The following is a 17,662-nucleotide window of genomic DNA, read 5'->3' on the forward strand; positions in this document are numbered from 1 at the left end:
ATTGATAATAGTTGGTTAACTAAGATAGTGAATCATTGTTTTACGTTAGCATTAATGATAATATTATATTTTTGCTTTTATTCAACAGGTGTGTTGTACCATTTGACTGATAAAATTACCCATAATCGCCTTAGATTGAGTGTAGAAGGATTTCATAATTTTGGGGTTTCAATTTTAGGTAAACCAATATCATTTAAAACATTTGATATTTTTGGTAATCTTTCAAATGATTATAATTTCATTGATAGCTCATTTGTTCAGCTACTTGTTATTGATGGTTTATTGGTTGCTTTATTTATGTTACCAGCTTTGACAGGAGTAGCATCCTATTTTAAATTAAAAAGAAGAGATATCGTACTAGCTTGTATAGGAATTATGACCATACATGGTATGTTTGATCCTCAGATGTTAGTACTTCGTTACTCACCTCTTATTCTATTGATTAGTCGACTATTTATCATGAACGATGAGAGAAATATTGAGTAAATAAAAAATAGAATGTGGAAGGGTTAAAATAATCTAGTCAAATATGAAAGTTCTAAAAAATTATGCCTATAATCTTTCTTATCAGTTATTACTCATAATCCTTCCTATCATTACGACTCCCTATATAACAAGGATTTTTAGTTCTGATGATTTAGGAACGTATGGCTACTTTAACTCTATTGTTACCTATTTTATCTTGCTTGCAACTCTTGGTGTTGCTAACTATGGCACAAAAGAAATTTCAGCTCATCGTAAGGAAATTGAGAAGAATTTTTGGGGGATTTATTCTCTCCAGTTTGCTGCAACATGGTTGTCCATTTTACTTTATCTTGTTCTTTGTTTCTTATTACCTTCAATGCAAAATCCAGTAGCTTATATTTTAGGATTGAGTTTAGTATCAAAAGGTTTGGATATTTCGTGGTTGTTTCAAGGTTTGGAGGATTTTAGAAAGATCACAGTGCGGAATATTACTGTCAAGTTGATTGGTGTCATCTCTATTTTCCTATTTGTAAAATCAGCTAATGATTTATACTTGTATGTATTTCTTCTTACCATTTTTGAATTGTTGGGACAATTAAGTATGTGGCTACCAGCAAGACAATTTATTGGGAGACCACATTTTGATTTGAAGTACGCTAAGAAACATTTGAAACCGGTCATCTTGTTATTCTTGCCTCAGATTGCCATATCTCTTTATGTGACATTAGATAGCACTATGCTTGGAACTCTTGCCTCAACAAGAGATGTAGGTATTTATGATCAAGCTTTGAAACTTGTTAATATTTTACTAACACTGGTGACTTCGTTAGGAAGTGTCATGTTGCCACGAGTTTCAAATCTTTTATCCTCAGGAGATCACAAAGCAGTTAGCAAAATGCATGAGATGTCATTTCTGATTTATAATTTAGTTATTTTTCCTATTATGGCAGGAATGTTAATTGTAAATGATGATTTTGTGAATTTTTTCCTGGGGCAAGATTTTCAAGAGGTACGCTATGCGATAGCAATTATGATTTTTAGAATGTTCTTTATTGGTTGGACCAATATTATGGGTATACAAATATTAATACCTCATAATAAAAATAAAGAGTTTATGCTGTCAACAACAATTCCTGCTATTGTTAGTGTGGGATTAAATCTTCTCTTGCTTCCAAAGCTGGGTTATATAGGAGCAGCAATCGTGTCTGTCTTAACAGAAGCGCTAGTTTGGGCAATTCAACTGTTCTTTACTCGCAAATATATAAAAGATGTTCCGATTATCCGATCGATGATGAAGATTATTCTAGCATCAGCTATTATGTATGGCCTCTTGCTAGTTTCAAAAACAGTCATACATTTTTCGCCAACCATAAATGTTTTAGCATTTGCTGTGATTGGTGGAATCATTTACCTTTTTGCGATTCTATCTCTAAAAGTGGTAGATGTGAAAGAATTAAAACAAATAATTAGGAAAAATTAGAATGCGCAAATATCGAAATATTAACTTAGATCTACTAAAAGTACTTGCATGTGTTGGGGTTGTTCTACTCCATACAGCGATGGGTGGATTTAAAGAGACAGGTTCATGGAATTTTTCGACATATTTATACTACTTAGGAACCTATTCTATCCCTTTATTTTTTATGGTTAATGGTTATTTATTGTTAGGAAAGAGAGAGATTACCTATTCCTATATACTGCAGAAAGTAAAATGGATTCTAATAACAGTATCGTCATGGTCGGTAATCATTTGGCTTTTTAAACGAGATTTTACAGTTAATCCAATTAAAAAAATTGTAGGTTCTTTGATACAAAAGGGGTATTTCTTCCAGTTTTGGTTTTTTGGTGCACTCATAATTATTTATATAAGTTTGCCTGTTTTGAAAAAATTCCTTAATTTAAAAAGAAGTTATTTATACATCCTATCTGTATTGCTAGTTGTTGGTTTGATTTTTGAGTTAACAAATATTGTACTTCAAATGCCAATACAAACATATGTTATACAAACCTTTAGGTTATGGACTTGGTTTTTCTATTATCTTTTAGGTGGCTTTATAGCTCAATTTGACAAAGATATTATCAAAAATAGGTTTAAGAGATGGATGGAAATAATCGTAGTACTTTTGTTCCTGGTTTCGCCTTTAATATTATTTTTCTTAGCAAGAACCACTTACCATAATTTTTTTGCTGAATATTTTTATGATCTTCTATTTGTAAAAGTTGTAAGTTTAGGAATTTTTCTAACCATATTCTCACTTGCATTGAATCAAGATAACAACAAATGGATTACTTTTCTTTCTAACCAAACTATGGGTGTCTTTATAATACACACTTATATTATGAAAGTGTGGGAAAAACTATTTGGTTTTAGTTTTGTAGGAGCATATTTACTTTTTGCTATATTTACCTTATGTGTTAGTTTTATTATTGTTGGAATGTTAATGAAAATCCCTTATTTCAATCGAATTGTTAAATTATAAAAAGGAGAACAAAATGTACGACTATCTAATCGTTGGTGCTGGTTTGTCGGGAGCAATTTTTGCTTATGAAGCAACCAAGCGTGGGAAAAAAGTAAAAGTGATTGATAAGCGTAATCATATTGGTGGTAATATCTACTGTGAGGACGTTGAAGGTATCAACGTTCACAAGTACGGTGCCCACATTTTCCATACTTCAAACAAAAAAGTCTGGGATTATGTAAATCAATTTGCTGAATTTAACAACTATATCAACTCGCCTATTGCCAACTATCAAGGACATCTTTACAATCTGCCTTTTAACATGAATACTTTCTATGCTTTGTGGGGGACAAAGACACCTCAAGAAGTCAAGGACAAGATTGCTGAGCAGACGACGCACATGCAAGATGTTGAGCCAAAAAACTTAGAGGAACAAGCCATTAAGTTGATTGGTACGGATGTCTATGAAAAGCTAATCAAGGGCTACACCGAAAAGCAATGGGGGCGTTCTGCTACTGAACTACCACCTTTTATCATCAAGCGTTTACCTGTTCGATTGACCTATGATAACAATTATTTCAACGACCGTTACCAAGGAATTCCAATTGGTGGTTACAATGTCATCATCGAAAAGTTGTTGGAAGGAATCGAAGTAGAGCTCAATACCGATTTCTTTGCAAATCGGGAGAACTTGGAGGCTTCAGCAACTAAGATTGTCTTCACAGGGATGATTGATCAGTTCTTTGATTATAAATTTGGTGAACTTGAGTATCGCAGTCTCCGTTTTGAGCATGAAGTTCTAGATGAGGATAACTATCAAGGAAACGCAGTTGTAAACTATACAGAACGTAAAATTCCTTATACCCGCATTATTGAACACAAGCACTTCGAATATGGAACACAGCCAAGGACAGTTATCACGCGTGAATATCCTGCTGATTGGAAACGTGGTGATGAACCTTATTATCCAATCAATGATGCCAAAAACAATGCCATTTACGAGCAGTATCTAGCAGAAGCTGAGAAAAATGGCCACGTTATCTTCTGTGGTCGCTTGGCAGATTATAAATACTATGATATGCATGTAACTGTTGAACGCGCATTGGATGTGGTAGAAGAAGAACTAGGGAGCATCTAAGAATATCACAGATAAAGGGGAGAAAAGGTGAAATATTATCTGAAAGATTCATTTCTGCATAATGCACACGAAAAGAATGCAGGGAGTAAGGCACGAAATGACGTGGAAGCTATTCTAATCTCAGAGGGTTATGAGGACTTGGAACTCAAGGTTGAGAATTGGTATAAGATGAATTTCTTTAAAGCTCAACAACACAAATATCGTGCGACCAAGTCTGTGTTTGATCAGTTGGGAGCTGGAGATGAATTGGTGATTCAGTTCCCTATTATCCACCATACATTTTTCATCTCACAACTCATCAAGCAGGCGCAAAAAAGAGGAGCAAAATTCTATCTGTTGATCCATGATGTTGAAACTTTGCGTCATGCAGCAGGTTCGGAAGTGAAATTCCGTCATAAAGTGAGAAATTACTTCCAAGAGAAGAAAGCTCTGATGTCAGTAGATGGGATTATCGTTCATAACGATATCATGAAGAAAGTTTTGGTAGGTCAAGGAGTGCAAGCAGATAAAATGGTTAGCTTGGAGATTTTTGACTACTTGATTCCTAACTTTGCTGAAAAACCAAATCCCCAAAAAGACCAGCCTATTATCATAGCTGGAAATTTGAACCCTGCAAAGTCAGGTTATCTTTATAACTTGCCAGACCAACCAGCCTATAATTTGTATGGAGTGGGCTATGATGAAAGTCGTGCATTGAAAAACACTACCTACTTTGGTTCCTTTATGCCGGATGACCTCCCAGCTGCTCTTCAAGGTAGTTTTGGTTTGGTGTGGGATGGTGATAGTTCAGAAACTTGCCAAGGTTCTTACGGAAATTACCTACGTTTTAACAATTCGCATAAGGCCTCTCTTTATTTGGCTTCGGGCTTTCCTGTCGTAGTTTGGAAAGAGTCGGCTCTGGCCCACTTTGTACTGGACAAACAGTGTGGGATAGCAGTTGATTCTCTACACGACCTCCAAAAAGTACTAGATGATTTGACACTTCAAGACTACAAGGAACTTTCAGAACAGGCTAGGAAAGTTGGAGCTGATCTTCGAGACGGAGCCTATTTAAAAGCTGCCTTATCCAAATTAAAGTAAATTCCTTAGGGAATTTGGGACAAAATGAAATAAAATATAGGATAGGTAATTAGCCAGAAAGGAAATCTATTATGAAAGGTATTATTCTTGCGGGTGGTTCAGGTACCCGATTGTACCCACTTACTCGAGCTGCGTCAAAACAGCTGATGCCAGTTTATGATAAACCCATGATTTACTATCCTTTGTCAACCCTGATGTTGGCTGGGATTAAGGACATTTTGATCATCTCGACACCACAGGATTTACCCCGCTTTAAGGATCTGCTCTTGGATGGTTCCGAATTTGGGATTAAACTTTCTTATGCGGAACAGCCAAGTCCAGATGGACTTGCTCAGGCTTTTCTTATTGGTGAAGAATTTATCGGTGACGATAGTGTTGCTTTGATCTTGGGAGATAATATCTATCATGGACCTGGCTTGAGCAGAATGCTTCAAAAGGCAGCCAAGAAAGAGAAAGGTGCGACTGTTTTTGGTTATCAAGTGAAGGACCCAGAGCGTTTTGGTGTGGTCGAGTTCGATGAAGACATGAATGCCATTTCCATAGAAGAAAAACCGGAGTATCCTCGCTCCAACTATGTCGTGACAGGTCTTTATTTCTATGATAATGATGTTGTAGAGATTGCCAAACAGATCAACCCCAGCGCTCGTGGCGAGTTGGAAATCACAGATGTTAACAATGCTTATTTGAAACGTGGGGATTTGTCTGTTGAGGTTATGGGGCGTGGTTTCGCCTGGTTAGATACAGGGACGCATGAGAGTCTGTTAGAGGCTTCCCAATATATCGAAACGGTTCAACGAATGCAAAATGTTCAGGTTGCCAATCTGGAAGAAATTGCCTATCGTATGGGTTATATCAGTCGTGAAGATGTACTGGAATTGGCGCAACCTCTTAAGAAGAATGAATACGGGCAATACTTGCTCCGTTTGATTGGAGAAATCTAGATGACTGATAATTTTTTCGGCAAGACACTTGCAGTGCGTAAGATTGATGCCATTCCAGGTTTGTTAGAGTTTGACATTCCAGTTCATGGAGACAATCGTGGCTGGTTTAAGGAAAATTTCCAGAAGGAAAAGATGGTGCCACTTGGCTTTCCTGAAAGCTTCTTTGCTGAAGGGAAACTGCAAAATAATGTCAGCTTTTCTCGTAAAAATGTTCTTCGAGGCCTCCATGCCGAACCTTGGGACAAGTATATTTCAGTAGCAGACAATGGGAAAGTTTTGGGTTCTTGGGTTGACCTACGTGAAGGTGAGACTTTTGGAAATGTTTATCAGACCGAGATTGATGCAAGTAAGGGAATCTTTGTCCCTCGTGGCGTAGCCAATGGTTTCCAAGTACTCTCGGATACAGTTTCTTATAGCTATCTGGTCAATGACTACTGGGCACTTGAACTCAAGCCTAAATATGCCTTTGTCAACTATGCAGATCCAGCTTTGGGCATCCAGTGGGAAAACCTAGAAGCAGCAGAAGTCTCAGAAGCTGATAAACATCATCCCCTACTTAAGGATGTCAAACCACTAAGAAAAGAAGATTTGTAAAAAAGTTAAGGAATAAAAATGACTGAATACAAGAATATTATCGTGACAGGTGGGGCTGGTTTTATCGGTTCTAACTTTGTTCATTATGTTTACAAGAACTTTCCAGACGTCCATGTGACAGTGATGGACAAGCTGACTTATGCGGGTAATCGTGCCAATATTGAAGAAATTTTAGGTGATCGTGTTGAGTTGGTTGTTGGAGATATTGCTGATGCAACCTTGGTAGACAAGTTAGCGGCTGAAGCGGATGCTATCGTTCATTACGCTGCAGAAAGCCATAATGACAACTCGCTCAATGACCCGAGCCCCTTTATCTACACTAACTTCATTGGGACCTACACTCTATTGGAAGCAGCTCGTAAATATGACCTTCGTTTCCACCATGTGTCGACTGACGAAGTCTATGGGGATCTGCCTCTGCGTGAAGATTTGCCAGGTCATGGAGAAGGTCCAGGTGAGAAGTTTACAGCTGAAACCAAGTACAATCCAAGCTCGCCTTACTCATCAACAAAGGCAGCTTCAGACTTGATCGTCAAAGCTTGGGTTCGCTCTTTTGGCGTGAAAGCGACGATTTCTAACTGTTCAAACAACTATGGTCCTTACCAGCATATTGAGAAGTTCATTCCGCGCCAAATCACCAATATCTTGAGTGGTATCAAGCCAAAACTCTATGGTGAGGGTAAGAATGTCCGTGACTGGATCCATACCAATGACCATTCTTCAGGTGTTTGGACAATTTTGACCAAAGGTCAAATCGGTGAAACCTACTTGATTGGTGCGGATGGCGAGAAGAACAACAAGGAAGTGCTGGAACTCATCCTCAAGGAGATGGGGCAACCAGCTGATGCTTATGATCATGTGACGGACCGAGCTGGTCACGACCTTCGCTATGCAATTGACGCTAGCAAGCTTCGTGATGAACTAGGATGGAAACCCGAGTTTACCAACTTTGAAGCAGGCCTCAAAGAGACCATCAAATGGTATACAGATAACCAAGACTGGTGGAAATCTGAAAAAGAAGCGGTAGAGGCTAACTATGCTAAAACGCAACAAGTAATTAACTAAATGCATACTAAAAAGCAAGAGAACTCAAAGTCTCTTGCTTTTTATGTATGTAGTAATCTTTTATTTTCTTACTTCTTGTTTATAAAACTCTTTAAGGGCATCTTGCCATGTTGGAATGACAAAACCTGTCGCCTTCGCTTTGGCTAAACTCATGGTTGAGTTGAGGGGACGTTTAGCCTTAGCAGGGAACTTGCTGGAGTCTACTGGTACTACTTCAACATCACTGTCCTTAAGAATTTCAACAGCAAAGTCATACCAAGTGGTGTCTTCAGTTGAGTCATTTGATAAGTGGTAGTAGCCAAATTCTTTTTGATTTTCAGTCAAGTAGGTCATGAACTCAGCCAAGGTACGTGTCCAGGTTGGGCGACCGTGTTGGTCGTTAACTACAGTGAGAGTTTTATGGGTTTTGGCAAGATTTTGCATGGTAAAGACAAAGTTTTTGCCATAATTTCCAAAGACCCAAGCAGTACGGATGATATAATGCTGTGATGTAAGATTTTCAACGAGTTCTTCACCCATTCGCTTGGTACGCCCGTACTCTGTCTGCGGATCGGGTAGGTCATCAACTTCCCATTCTTGTCCGACTGTTTTTTTCCCATCAAAGACATAGTCTGTTGAGATATAGACCAGGGTAGCTCCGTATTTCTCAGAGGCCTTGGCTACATTTTCAGTTCCAGTTACGTTTATGGCAAAATCCAGTTCTTTTCCCTCATCTTCTGCCGCATCAACAGCAGTGTAGGCTGCACAATGATAGACTAGAGTTGGCTTGACCTCAGCAAATACCTTATCAACCATTTCAGCATTAGTGATATCCATTTCGGCCACATCCACTGCAACATAGTCCACATTTCGTTCATCTAGTAAATAACGTAGTTCGGTACCGAGCTGACCATTTGCACCTGTAATTAATATCATTGTCTCCTCCTTAGCTTTTCTTCTATCTAATCATAGCAAAAAAATGATAAAAAATCTGATTTTTACCTTTGGTTTGACCGTTTGTATTTTGGAAATCGTAAGTTATACAAATTGGAATTTAATACTATGGCTATCTATCAAAAAAATATTTTTCAGAAAATGCTAAAATCATTCAAAAATTCTGAAAATTCTGTTGACAACTTTCTGAAAAGGGTCTATAATGGAATGTAAATTTTAAAGGAGAAAATGATGAAAAGTTCAAAATTACTTGCCCTTGCGGGTGTGACATTATTGGCAGCTGGTACTCTGGCTGCGTGCTCTGGATCAAGTTCAAGTGCTAAAGGTGAGAAGACATTCTCATACATTTATGAAACGGATCCTGATAACCTAAACTATTTGACAACTGGTAAGGCAGCTACATCAAATATTACGAGCAACGTTATCGATGGCTTGCTCGAAAATGACCGCTATGGTAACTTTGTGCCATCTATGGCTGAGGATTGGTCTGTATCTAAGGACGGCTTGACTTACACGTATACGCTTCGTAAGGATGCAAAATGGTATACCTCTGAAGGTGAGGAATACGCAGAAGTCAAAGCTCAAGACTTTGTAACAGGACTTAAATATGCTGCTGATAAAAAATCTGATGGTCTTTATTTAGTTCAAGAATCAATCAAAGGATTGGACGCATATGTGAAAGGAGAAATTACAGACTTCTCTCAAGTAGGAATCAAGGCCCTTGATGATTATACAGTTCAGTACACATTGAACAAGCCAGAAAGCTTCTGGAATTCTAAGACAACGATGGGAGTTTTGGCTCCAGTAAATGAAGAGTTCTTGAACTCCAAAGGGGATGACTTCGCTAAGGGAACTGATTCAAGCAGTATTCTCTACAATGGTCCATTCTTACTTAAATCAATTGTTGCTAAATCTTCTGTCGAATTTGCGAAAAATCCTAACTACTGGGATAAGGACAATGTCCATATCGATAAGGTTAAATTATCATTCTGGGATGGACAAGATACCAACAAACCAACTGAAGCTTTCAAAGACGGTAGCTTTACAATGGCTCGTCTCGTCCCAACAAGCGCTAGCTACACAGAGACTGAAAAGGCATTTAAAGACAATATCGTTTATACACAACAAGACTCTACTACTTATTTGGTAGGTACGAATATCGATCGTCAGTCTTATAAGTACACTTCTAAGACAACGGATGAAGAAAAAACATCAACCAAGAAAGCTCTTTTAAACAAGGACTTCCGTCAAGCTCTTGCTTTTGGTTTCGATAGAACGGCCTATGCTTCTCAAGTAAATGGTGCAAGCGGGGCAACTAAACTGCTTCGTAACTTGTTTGTTCCTCCTACATTTGTACAGGCAGATGGAAAGAACTTTGGCGAAATGGTCAAAGACAAATTGGTGACTTATGGTGACGAGTGGAGCAACGTGAACTTGGATGATGCTCAAGATGGACTCTACAACCCGGATAAGGCCAAAGCAGAATTTGCTAAAGCTAAGACAGCTCTCCAAGCGGAGGGTGTGAAATTCCCAATCCACTTGGACATGCCTGTAGACCAAACCAATACAACAAAAGTTCAACGTGTCCAATCTTTTAAACAGTCAGTTGAAGAAAACTTAGGATCAGATAATGTGGTTGTCGATATCCAACAGCTCCAAAAAGATGATGTTCAAAACATTACCTACTTCGCTGAAACTGCTGCTGGAGAAGACTGGGATATCTCAGATAACGTGGGTTGGTCTCCAGACTTTGCAGACCCTTCTACCTACCTTGATATTATCAAACCATCTGTAGGGGAAAATACAAAGACTTACCTAGGATTTGACTCAGGAACAAACAACGCTGCTGCCAAGCAAGTTGGTTTGGAAGACTACGAAAAAATGGTTGTGGAAGCTGGGGAAGAAACTACTGACGTTTCAAAACGTTATGAAAAATATGCTGCTGCTCAAGCTTGGTTGACAGACAGTGCCTTGCTCATCCCAACAACTTCTCAAACTGGTCGTCCAATGTTGTCTAAGATGGTACCATTTACACTTCCGTTTGCATACTCTGGTAACAAGGGTATGAGCGAAGCCCTCTTGTATAAATACCTAGATGTACAAGATAAGGCGGTAACAACAGAAGAGTATCAAAGAGCTCAAGAAAATTGGTTGAAAGAAAAAGAAGAGTCTAATAAGAAGGCTCAAGAAGACCTCGCAAACCATGTGAAATAATTTTACAGGATATGAGAAAGGATTTAGTATTCCTCTTGGGGGCTAAGTCCTTTTTATATCTTTAAAGCGAGCTTTTAAATTTAGGACATCTTGAGAAATTTTTGCGAATTTTCCTTTTTCCTATTGCTTTCTCAGGCATTATTTGTTATATTAAAAGTATAATTATTTTTTTATTTATGACAGTTAAGCACGGTACTTTCAGAGAAAGGAGTATTTTTTAAAAAAGAAATGTAAACGCTTACTGTGAAGTGAAAGGATTAAGGAGTTTATGGATAAACGATTTTTTGAAAAACGCTGTAAGTTCAGTATTCGTAAGTTTACGCTTGGAGTAGCTTCGGTGATGATTGGAGCGACTTTCTTCGCAACTAGCCCAGTATTAGCTGATCAAGCAAGAGTTGGTTCAACAGATAATTTGCCGAGTGAACTAGCTGATTTGGATAAGAAGGCTAGTGATGAGGGGCACGATTTTGACAAGGAAGCTGCCGCTCAGAATCCTGGTTCAGCTGAAACAACTGAAGGCCCTCAAACAGAAGAAGAGTTGTTGGCTCAAGAAAAAGAAAAGTCTGAAAAGCCAAGCAATCTGCCAAAAGAATTAGAAGGTAAGTTGGAGAAAACTGAAGACAATGGGCGCGAAGTTGACAAGGATCAATTGGCCCAAGATACTGGGAAGCTCGTCCCAGAAGATGTGGCTAAGACTACCAATGGGGAATTAAACTACGGCGCGACTGTTAAGATTAAGACGCCATCAGGAGAAGGTAGCGGTATTGTCGTTGCTAAAGACCTTGTCTTGACGGTTTCTCATAACTTTATCAAGGACAGCCAAGACGGCAATATCCGTAAGGTTGTGGATAATGACCAAGGGGATGGAGATATCTATAGCATCTCATATCCAGGATTGCCAGATGTCAAGTTTAGCAAGAAAGATATCATTCATTGGGATCGTGAAGGCTATTTGAAGGGCTTCAAAAATGATTTGGCCCTTGTGAGATTGCGTACAGTTCTAGAAAATACGCCTGTTGAAGTAACTAAAAAACCAGTAGTTAAGAAAATCGGAGATAAACTTCATGTCTTTGGTTATCCAGAAGGGAAATTGAATCCGATTGTCAATACTACAGTTGATTTTGCGGAACCATACGGAGAAGGTGTCCAAGGGATTGGTTACCAAGGAGGAAAACCGGGTGCTAGTGGCGGCGGTATCTTTGATACAGAAGGCAAACTAGTCGGTGTTCACCAAAATGGTGTAGTTGGAAAACGGAGCGGAGGCATTCTCTTCTCACCAGCTCAACTAAAATGGATCCAAGACCACATGCAGGGAATTTCAAGTGTGAAACCAGCAGACTTGGAAGAGAAAGAAAAACCGGCTGAAGAAAAACCAAAAGAGGATAAACCTGCAGCTGCTAAACCTGAACCCCCTAAGACGGTAACCCCTGAATGGCAAACGGTAGTGAATAAAGAGCAACAAGGAACAGTTACGGTTCGTGAAGAAAAAGGTGTCCGCTACAATCAATTGTCCTCAACTGCACAGAACGACAATGGCGATAAACCAGCCTTGTTTGAAAAACAAGGATTGACAGTTGATGCTAATGGAAATGCGACGGTTGATTTAACCTTCAAAGATGATTCTGAAAAGGGCAAATCACGCTTTGGTGTCTTCTTGAAATTTAAAGATACCAAGAACAATGTTTTTGTTGGTTATGACAAGGACGGCTGGTTCTGGGAGTATAAATCTCCAACCGATAGCACCTGGTATAAGGGGGGACGTGTAGCAGCGCCTGAGACAGGAACAATTAACCGCCTATCAATTACCCTCAAGTCAGATGGACAACTCAATGCAACGAATAATGATGAGAAACTCTTTGATACGGTCACTTTGCCAGCAGCTGTTAATGAAACTTTCAAAAATGAGAAGAAAATCGTCCTAAAAGCTGGTTCCTATGGCAATGAGCGTACAGTTGTCAGCGTTAAAACGGACAATCAAGAAGGTGTAAAAGCAGATGATACTCCTGCCCAGAAAGAAACAGGTCCAGTTGTTGACGATAGCAAGGTGACTTATGATACGATTCAGTCTAAGGTCCTCAAGGCAGTAATCGACCAAGCCTTCCCACGTATTAAAGAATATAGTTTGAACGGGCATACCTTGCCAGGACAAGTCCAACAATTCAATAAAGTCTTTATCAATAAACACGAAGTCACACCTGAAGTTACCTATAAAAAAATCAATGAGACAACTGCAGAGTACTTGATGAAACTCCGTGATGAGAAAAATCTAATCAATGCAGAAATGACAGTTCGTTTGCAAGTTGTGGACAATCAATTGCACTTTGATGTGACCAAGATTGTCAACCATAATCAAGTCACTCCAGGTCAAAAGATTGATGATGAAAGAAAACTGCTTTCTTCTATTAGTTTCCTTGGTAATGCTTTAGTCTCTGTTTCAAGTGATCAAGCTGGGGCTAAGTTTGATGGGGCAACCATGTCAAACAATACGCATGTCAGCGGAGATGATCATATCGATGTAACCAATCCAATGAAAGACTTGGCTAAGGGTTACATGTATGGATTTGTTTCTACAGATAAGCTTGCTGCAGGTGTTTGGAGCAACTCTCAAAACAGCTACGGTGGAGGTTCTTATGACTGGACTCGTTTGACAGTTTATAAAGAAACAGTTGGAAATGCCAACTATGTAGGAATCCACAGCTCTGAATGGCAATGGGAAAAAGCTTATAAGGGCATTGTTTTCCCAGAGTACACCAAGGAACTTCCAAGTGCTAAGGTTGTTATCACTGAAGATGCCAATGCTGACAATAAAGTCGATTGGCAAGATGGTGCCATTGCTTATCGTAGCATTATGAACAACCCTCAAGGTTGGGAAAAAGTTAAGGATATTACAGCTTATCGTATCGCGATGAACTTTGGCTCACAAGCACAAAACCCATTCCTCATGACTCTAGATGGTATCAAGAAAATCAATCTCCACACAGATGGTCTTGGGCAAGGTGTTCTCCTTAAAGGATATGGTAGTGAAGGTCATGACTCTGGACACTTGAACTATGCTGATATTGGTAAACGTATTGGTGGTGTTGAAGACTTCAAGACCTTGATTGAGAAAGCGAAGAAATATGGAGCTCATCTAGGTATCCATGTTAACGCTTCTGAGACTTATCCTGAGTCTAAATACTTTAATGAAAATATTCTTCGTAAGAATCCAGATGGAAGCTACAGCTACGGATGGAACTGGCTAGACCAAGGTATCAACATTGATGCTGCTTATGATTTAGCGCATGGACGTTTGGCTCGCTGGGAAGACTTGAAGAAAAAACTTGGTGAAGGTCTCGACTTTATCTATGTGGACGTATGGGGCAATGGTCAATCAGGTGATAACGGTGCCTGGGCTACTCACGTTCTCGCTAAAGAGATCAACAAACAAGGTTGGCGCTTTGCGATCGAGTGGGGCCATGGTGGTGAATACGACTCTACCTTCCAACACTGGGCAGCTGACTTGACCTATGGTGGCTATACTAATAAAGGTATCAACAGTGCTATCACCCGCTTTATCCGCAACCACCAAAAAGATTCTTGGGTTGGGGATTATAGAAGTTACGGTGGTGCAGCCGACTACCCACTCCTAGGTGGCTACAGCATGAAAGACTTTGAAGGTTGGCAAGGAAGAAGCGACTACAATGGCTACGTAACCAACTTATTTGCCCATGATGTCATGACCAAGTACTTCCAACACTTCACTGTAAGCAAATGGGAAAATGGAACACCAGTTACCATGTCTGATAACGGTAGCACCTATAAATGGACTCCAGAAATGAAGGTTGAGCTAGTCGATGCAGCAGGTAACAAGGTTGTTGTGACTCGTAAGTCAAATGATGTCAATAGCCCACAATACCGTGAACGTACAGTAACGCTCAACGGACGTGTCATCCAAGATGGTTCAGCTTACTTGACTCCCTGGAACTGGGATGCAAATGGTAAGAAACTTCCTGCTGATAAGGAAAAAATGTACTACTTCAATACGCAAGCTGGTGCAACAACTTGGACACTTCCAAGCGATTGGGCAAATAGCAAGGTTTACCTTTACAAGCTAACTGACCAAGGTAAGACAGAAGAGCAAGAACTAACTGTAAAAGATGGCAAGATTACCCTAGACCTTCTATCGAATCAACCATACGTTCTTTACCGTTCAAAACAAACCAATCCTGAAATGTCATGGAGCGAAGGCATGCATATCTATGACCAAGGATTTAACAGTGGAACCTTGAAACACTGGACCATTTCTGGTGATGCTTCCAAGGCAGAAATTGTCAAATCACAAGGCGCAAATGAAATGCTTCGTATCCAAGGCAATAAGAGCAAGGTCAGCCTTACTCAGAAACTGACTGGCTTGAAACCAAATACCAAGTATGCGGTTTATGTTGGTGTCGATAACCGTAGTAATGCTAAGGCAAGTATCACAGTGAATACTGGCGAGAAAGAAGTGACTACTTATACCAATAAGTCACTCGCTCTCAACTACATCAAAGCATATGCTCATAACAATCGTCGTGAAAATGCTACAGTTGATGATACAAGTTACTTCCAAAATATGTACGCCTTCTTTACAACTGGATCGGACGTATCAAATGTTACTTTGACATTGAGTCGTGAAGCTGGTGATGAAGCAACTTACTTTGATGAAATTCGTACCTTTGAAAACAATTCAAGCATGTACGGAGACAAGCATGATACAGGTCAAGGAACCTTCAAACAAGACTTTGAAAATGTAGCTCAAGGAATCTTCCCATTTGTAGTAGGTGGTGTCGAAGGTGTTGAAGATAACCGCACTCACTTGTCTGAAAAGCATGATCCATATACACAACGTGGTTGGAACGGTAAGAAAGTCGATGATGTTATCGAAGGAAATTGGTCATTGAAGACAAATGGACTAGTGAGCCGTCGTAACTTGGTTTACCAAACCATTCCGCAAAACTTCCGTTTTGAAGCAGGTAAGACTTATCGCGTAACCTTTGAATATGAAGCAGGATCAGACAATACCTATGCCTTTGTAGTCGGTAAGGGAGAATTCCAGTCAGGTCGTCGTGGTACTCAAGCAAGCAACTTGGAAATGCATGAATTGCCAAATACTTGGACGGATTCTAAGAAAGCTAAGAAAGTAACCTTCCTCGTGACAGGTGCAGAAACAGGCGATACTTGGGTAGGTATCTACTCAACTGGAAACGCAAGCAATACTCATGGAGATGCTGGCGGAAATGCCAACTTCCGTGGTTACAATGACTTCATGATGGATAATCTTCAAATCGAAGAAATTACCCTAACTGGTAAGATGCTGACAGAAAATGCACTGAAGAACTACTTGCCAACTGTAGCCATGACTAATTACACCAAAGAGTCTATGGATGCTTTGAAAGAGGCGGTCTTTAACATCAGTCAGGCCGATGATGATATCAGTGTTGAAGAAGCGCGTGCAGAGATTGCCAAGATTGAAGCTCTGAAGAATGCTTTGGTTCAGAAGAAAACAGCCTTGGTAGCAGAAGACTTTGAAAGTTTGGATGCGCCAGCTCAACCAGGTGAAGGTCTTGAGAATGCCTTTGATGGTAATGTATCTAGCCTATGGCATACATCTTGGAATGGAGGAGATGTAGGCAAGCCTGCAACCATGGTCTTGAAAGAACCAACTGAAATCACTGGACTTCGTTATGTACCACGTGGTTCAGGTTCAAATGGGAACTTGCGTGATGTGAAACTGGTTGTCACAGATGAGTCTGGCAAGGAGCATACCTTCACCGTGACAGATTGGCCAGATAACAACAAGCCAAAAGACATTGATTTTGGCAAGACAATCAAGGCTAAGAAAATTGTCCTTACTGGTACTAAGACTTACGGAGATGGTGGTGATAAATACCAATCTGCAGCGGAACTCATCTTTACCCGTCCACAAGTAGCAGAAATACCTCTTGACTTGTCAGGCTATGAAGCAGCTTTGGCTAAGGCTCAAAAATTAACAGACAAAGACAATCAAGAGGAAGTGGCTAGCGTTCAGGCAAGCATGAAATATGCGACGGATAACCATCTCTTGACGGAAAGAATGGTGGCCTACTTCGCAGACTATCTCAACCAATTAAAAGATTCTGCTACGAAACCAGACGCTCCAACAAGTAGCAAGGGTGAAGAACAACCATCAGTTCTTGATGTACCTGAGTTCAAGGGAGGAGTTAATGCGGCAGAAGCAGCTGTACATGAGGTTCCTGAGTTCAAGGGAGGAGTCAATGCGGTTGAAGCAGCTGTTAATGAGGCCCCAGAATACAAAGGTGGCATCAATGCAGCAGAAGCAGCTGTACATGAAGTTCCTGAGTTCAAGGGAGGAGTTAATGCGGCAGAGGCAGCTGTACATGAAGTCCCTGAGTTCAAGGGTGGGGTTAATGCAGTTGAAGCAGCTGTCAATGAAGCCCCAGAGTTTAAGGGCGGCGTCAATGCGGTTCAAGCCTTGGTAAACGAGAAACCAGCCTACACAGGTGTATTGGCTACCGCTGGAGATCAAGCAGCTCCAACAGTTGAAAAACCTGAGTACCCGCTCACTCCAAGCCCAGTATCTGATACCCAAACTCTGGAAGATAAAGAAGAGAAACTTCCTGCTACAGGAGAACATAGTTCAGAAGCAGCCCTCTTCTTAGCAAGTGTGAGTATCGCTTTATCTGCTGCGGTCCTTGCGACAAAACGTAAAGAAGAGTAATGAGATTTGATTTCAGCAGTTCAAAACAACTCAAATC

The 17,662-nt window shown here is 40.0% G+C and carries 10 protein-coding genes and 1 pseudogene; 10 read left to right on the plus strand and 1 reads right to left on the minus strand.

Annotation, left to right across the window (positions count from 1 at the left end):
• The 8 genes and pseudogenes from D8847_RS01120 to rfbB all read left to right on the plus strand — a co-directional run.
• Positions 1–486 (plus strand): annotated as a pseudogene (locus D8847_RS01120) (polymerase); the annotation flags it as partial.
• Between the two features lie 43 nt (positions 487–529).
• Positions 530–1,945, plus strand: a complete 1,416-nt coding sequence (locus tag D8847_RS01125; protein ID WP_125840318.1) for a flippase — start codon at positions 530–532, stop codon at positions 1,943–1,945.
• Position 1,946: 1 nt separating this feature from the next.
• Positions 1,947–2,945: an acyltransferase gene (locus D8847_RS01130; RefSeq protein ID WP_125840319.1), complete on the plus strand. Its 999-nt coding sequence runs from the start codon at positions 1,947–1,949 to the stop codon at positions 2,943–2,945.
• A 13-nt stretch (positions 2,946–2,958) separates the two neighbouring features.
• Positions 2,959–4,062 (plus strand): UDP-galactopyranose mutase, encoded by a 1,104-nt coding sequence (gene glf / locus D8847_RS01135; RefSeq protein WP_125840320.1) that lies wholly within the window; start codon positions 2,959–2,961, stop codon positions 4,060–4,062.
• Between the two features lie 27 nt (positions 4,063–4,089).
• On the plus strand, positions 4,090–5,142 hold the full coding sequence (locus tag D8847_RS01140; RefSeq protein ID WP_125840321.1) for a sugar transferase: 1,053 nt from the start codon (positions 4,090–4,092) through the stop codon (positions 5,140–5,142).
• 71 nt (positions 5,143–5,213) lie between these two features.
• Entirely contained in the window at positions 5,214–6,083 is an 870-nt protein-coding gene (gene rfbA, locus D8847_RS01145; RefSeq protein ID WP_125840322.1) for a glucose-1-phosphate thymidylyltransferase RfbA, read from the plus strand.
• Complete coding sequence (locus D8847_RS01150; RefSeq protein WP_125840323.1) at positions 6,084–6,677, plus strand: dTDP-4-dehydrorhamnose 3,5-epimerase family protein; 594 nt, start codon at positions 6,084–6,086, stop codon at positions 6,675–6,677. It abuts the gene before it with no gap.
• Between the two features lie 18 nt (positions 6,678–6,695).
• Positions 6,696–7,742 carry a dTDP-glucose 4,6-dehydratase gene (gene rfbB / locus D8847_RS01155; protein WP_125840324.1) on the plus strand — a complete coding sequence of 349 codons (1,047 nt, stop codon included), beginning with the start codon at positions 6,696–6,698 and terminating at the stop codon, positions 7,740–7,742.
• Positions 7,743–7,802: 60 nt separating this feature from the next.
• Here the strand turns inward: rfbB and rfbD are convergent, their stop codons facing one another.
• Positions 7,803–8,657: a dTDP-4-dehydrorhamnose reductase gene (gene rfbD / locus D8847_RS01160; RefSeq protein WP_125840325.1), complete on the minus strand. Its 855-nt coding sequence runs from the start codon at positions 8,655–8,657 to the stop codon at positions 7,803–7,805.
• 249 nt (positions 8,658–8,906) lie between these two features.
• On the opposite strand from rfbD, the gene D8847_RS01165 reads away from it, so the two are divergent.
• Together D8847_RS01165 and D8847_RS01170 are read left to right on the plus strand one after the other, a co-directional pair.
• A complete protein-coding gene (locus D8847_RS01165) occupies positions 8,907–10,889 on the plus strand; it encodes a peptide ABC transporter substrate-binding protein (RefSeq protein WP_125840326.1) in 1,983 nt (660 codons plus the stop codon).
• Between the two features lie 268 nt (positions 10,890–11,157).
• The gene (locus D8847_RS01170) at positions 11,158–17,625 is read left to right on the plus strand and encodes a SpGH101 family endo-alpha-N-acetylgalactosaminidase (RefSeq protein ID WP_125840327.1); all 6,468 of its coding nucleotides are present in this window, start codon (positions 11,158–11,160) and stop codon (positions 17,623–17,625) included.
• Positions 17,626–17,662: the final 37 nt, after the last annotated feature.

The organism is Streptococcus mitis (assembly GCF_003942795.1).
Classification (GTDB): Bacteria; Bacillota; Bacilli; order Lactobacillales; family Streptococcaceae; genus Streptococcus; species Streptococcus mitis_BJ.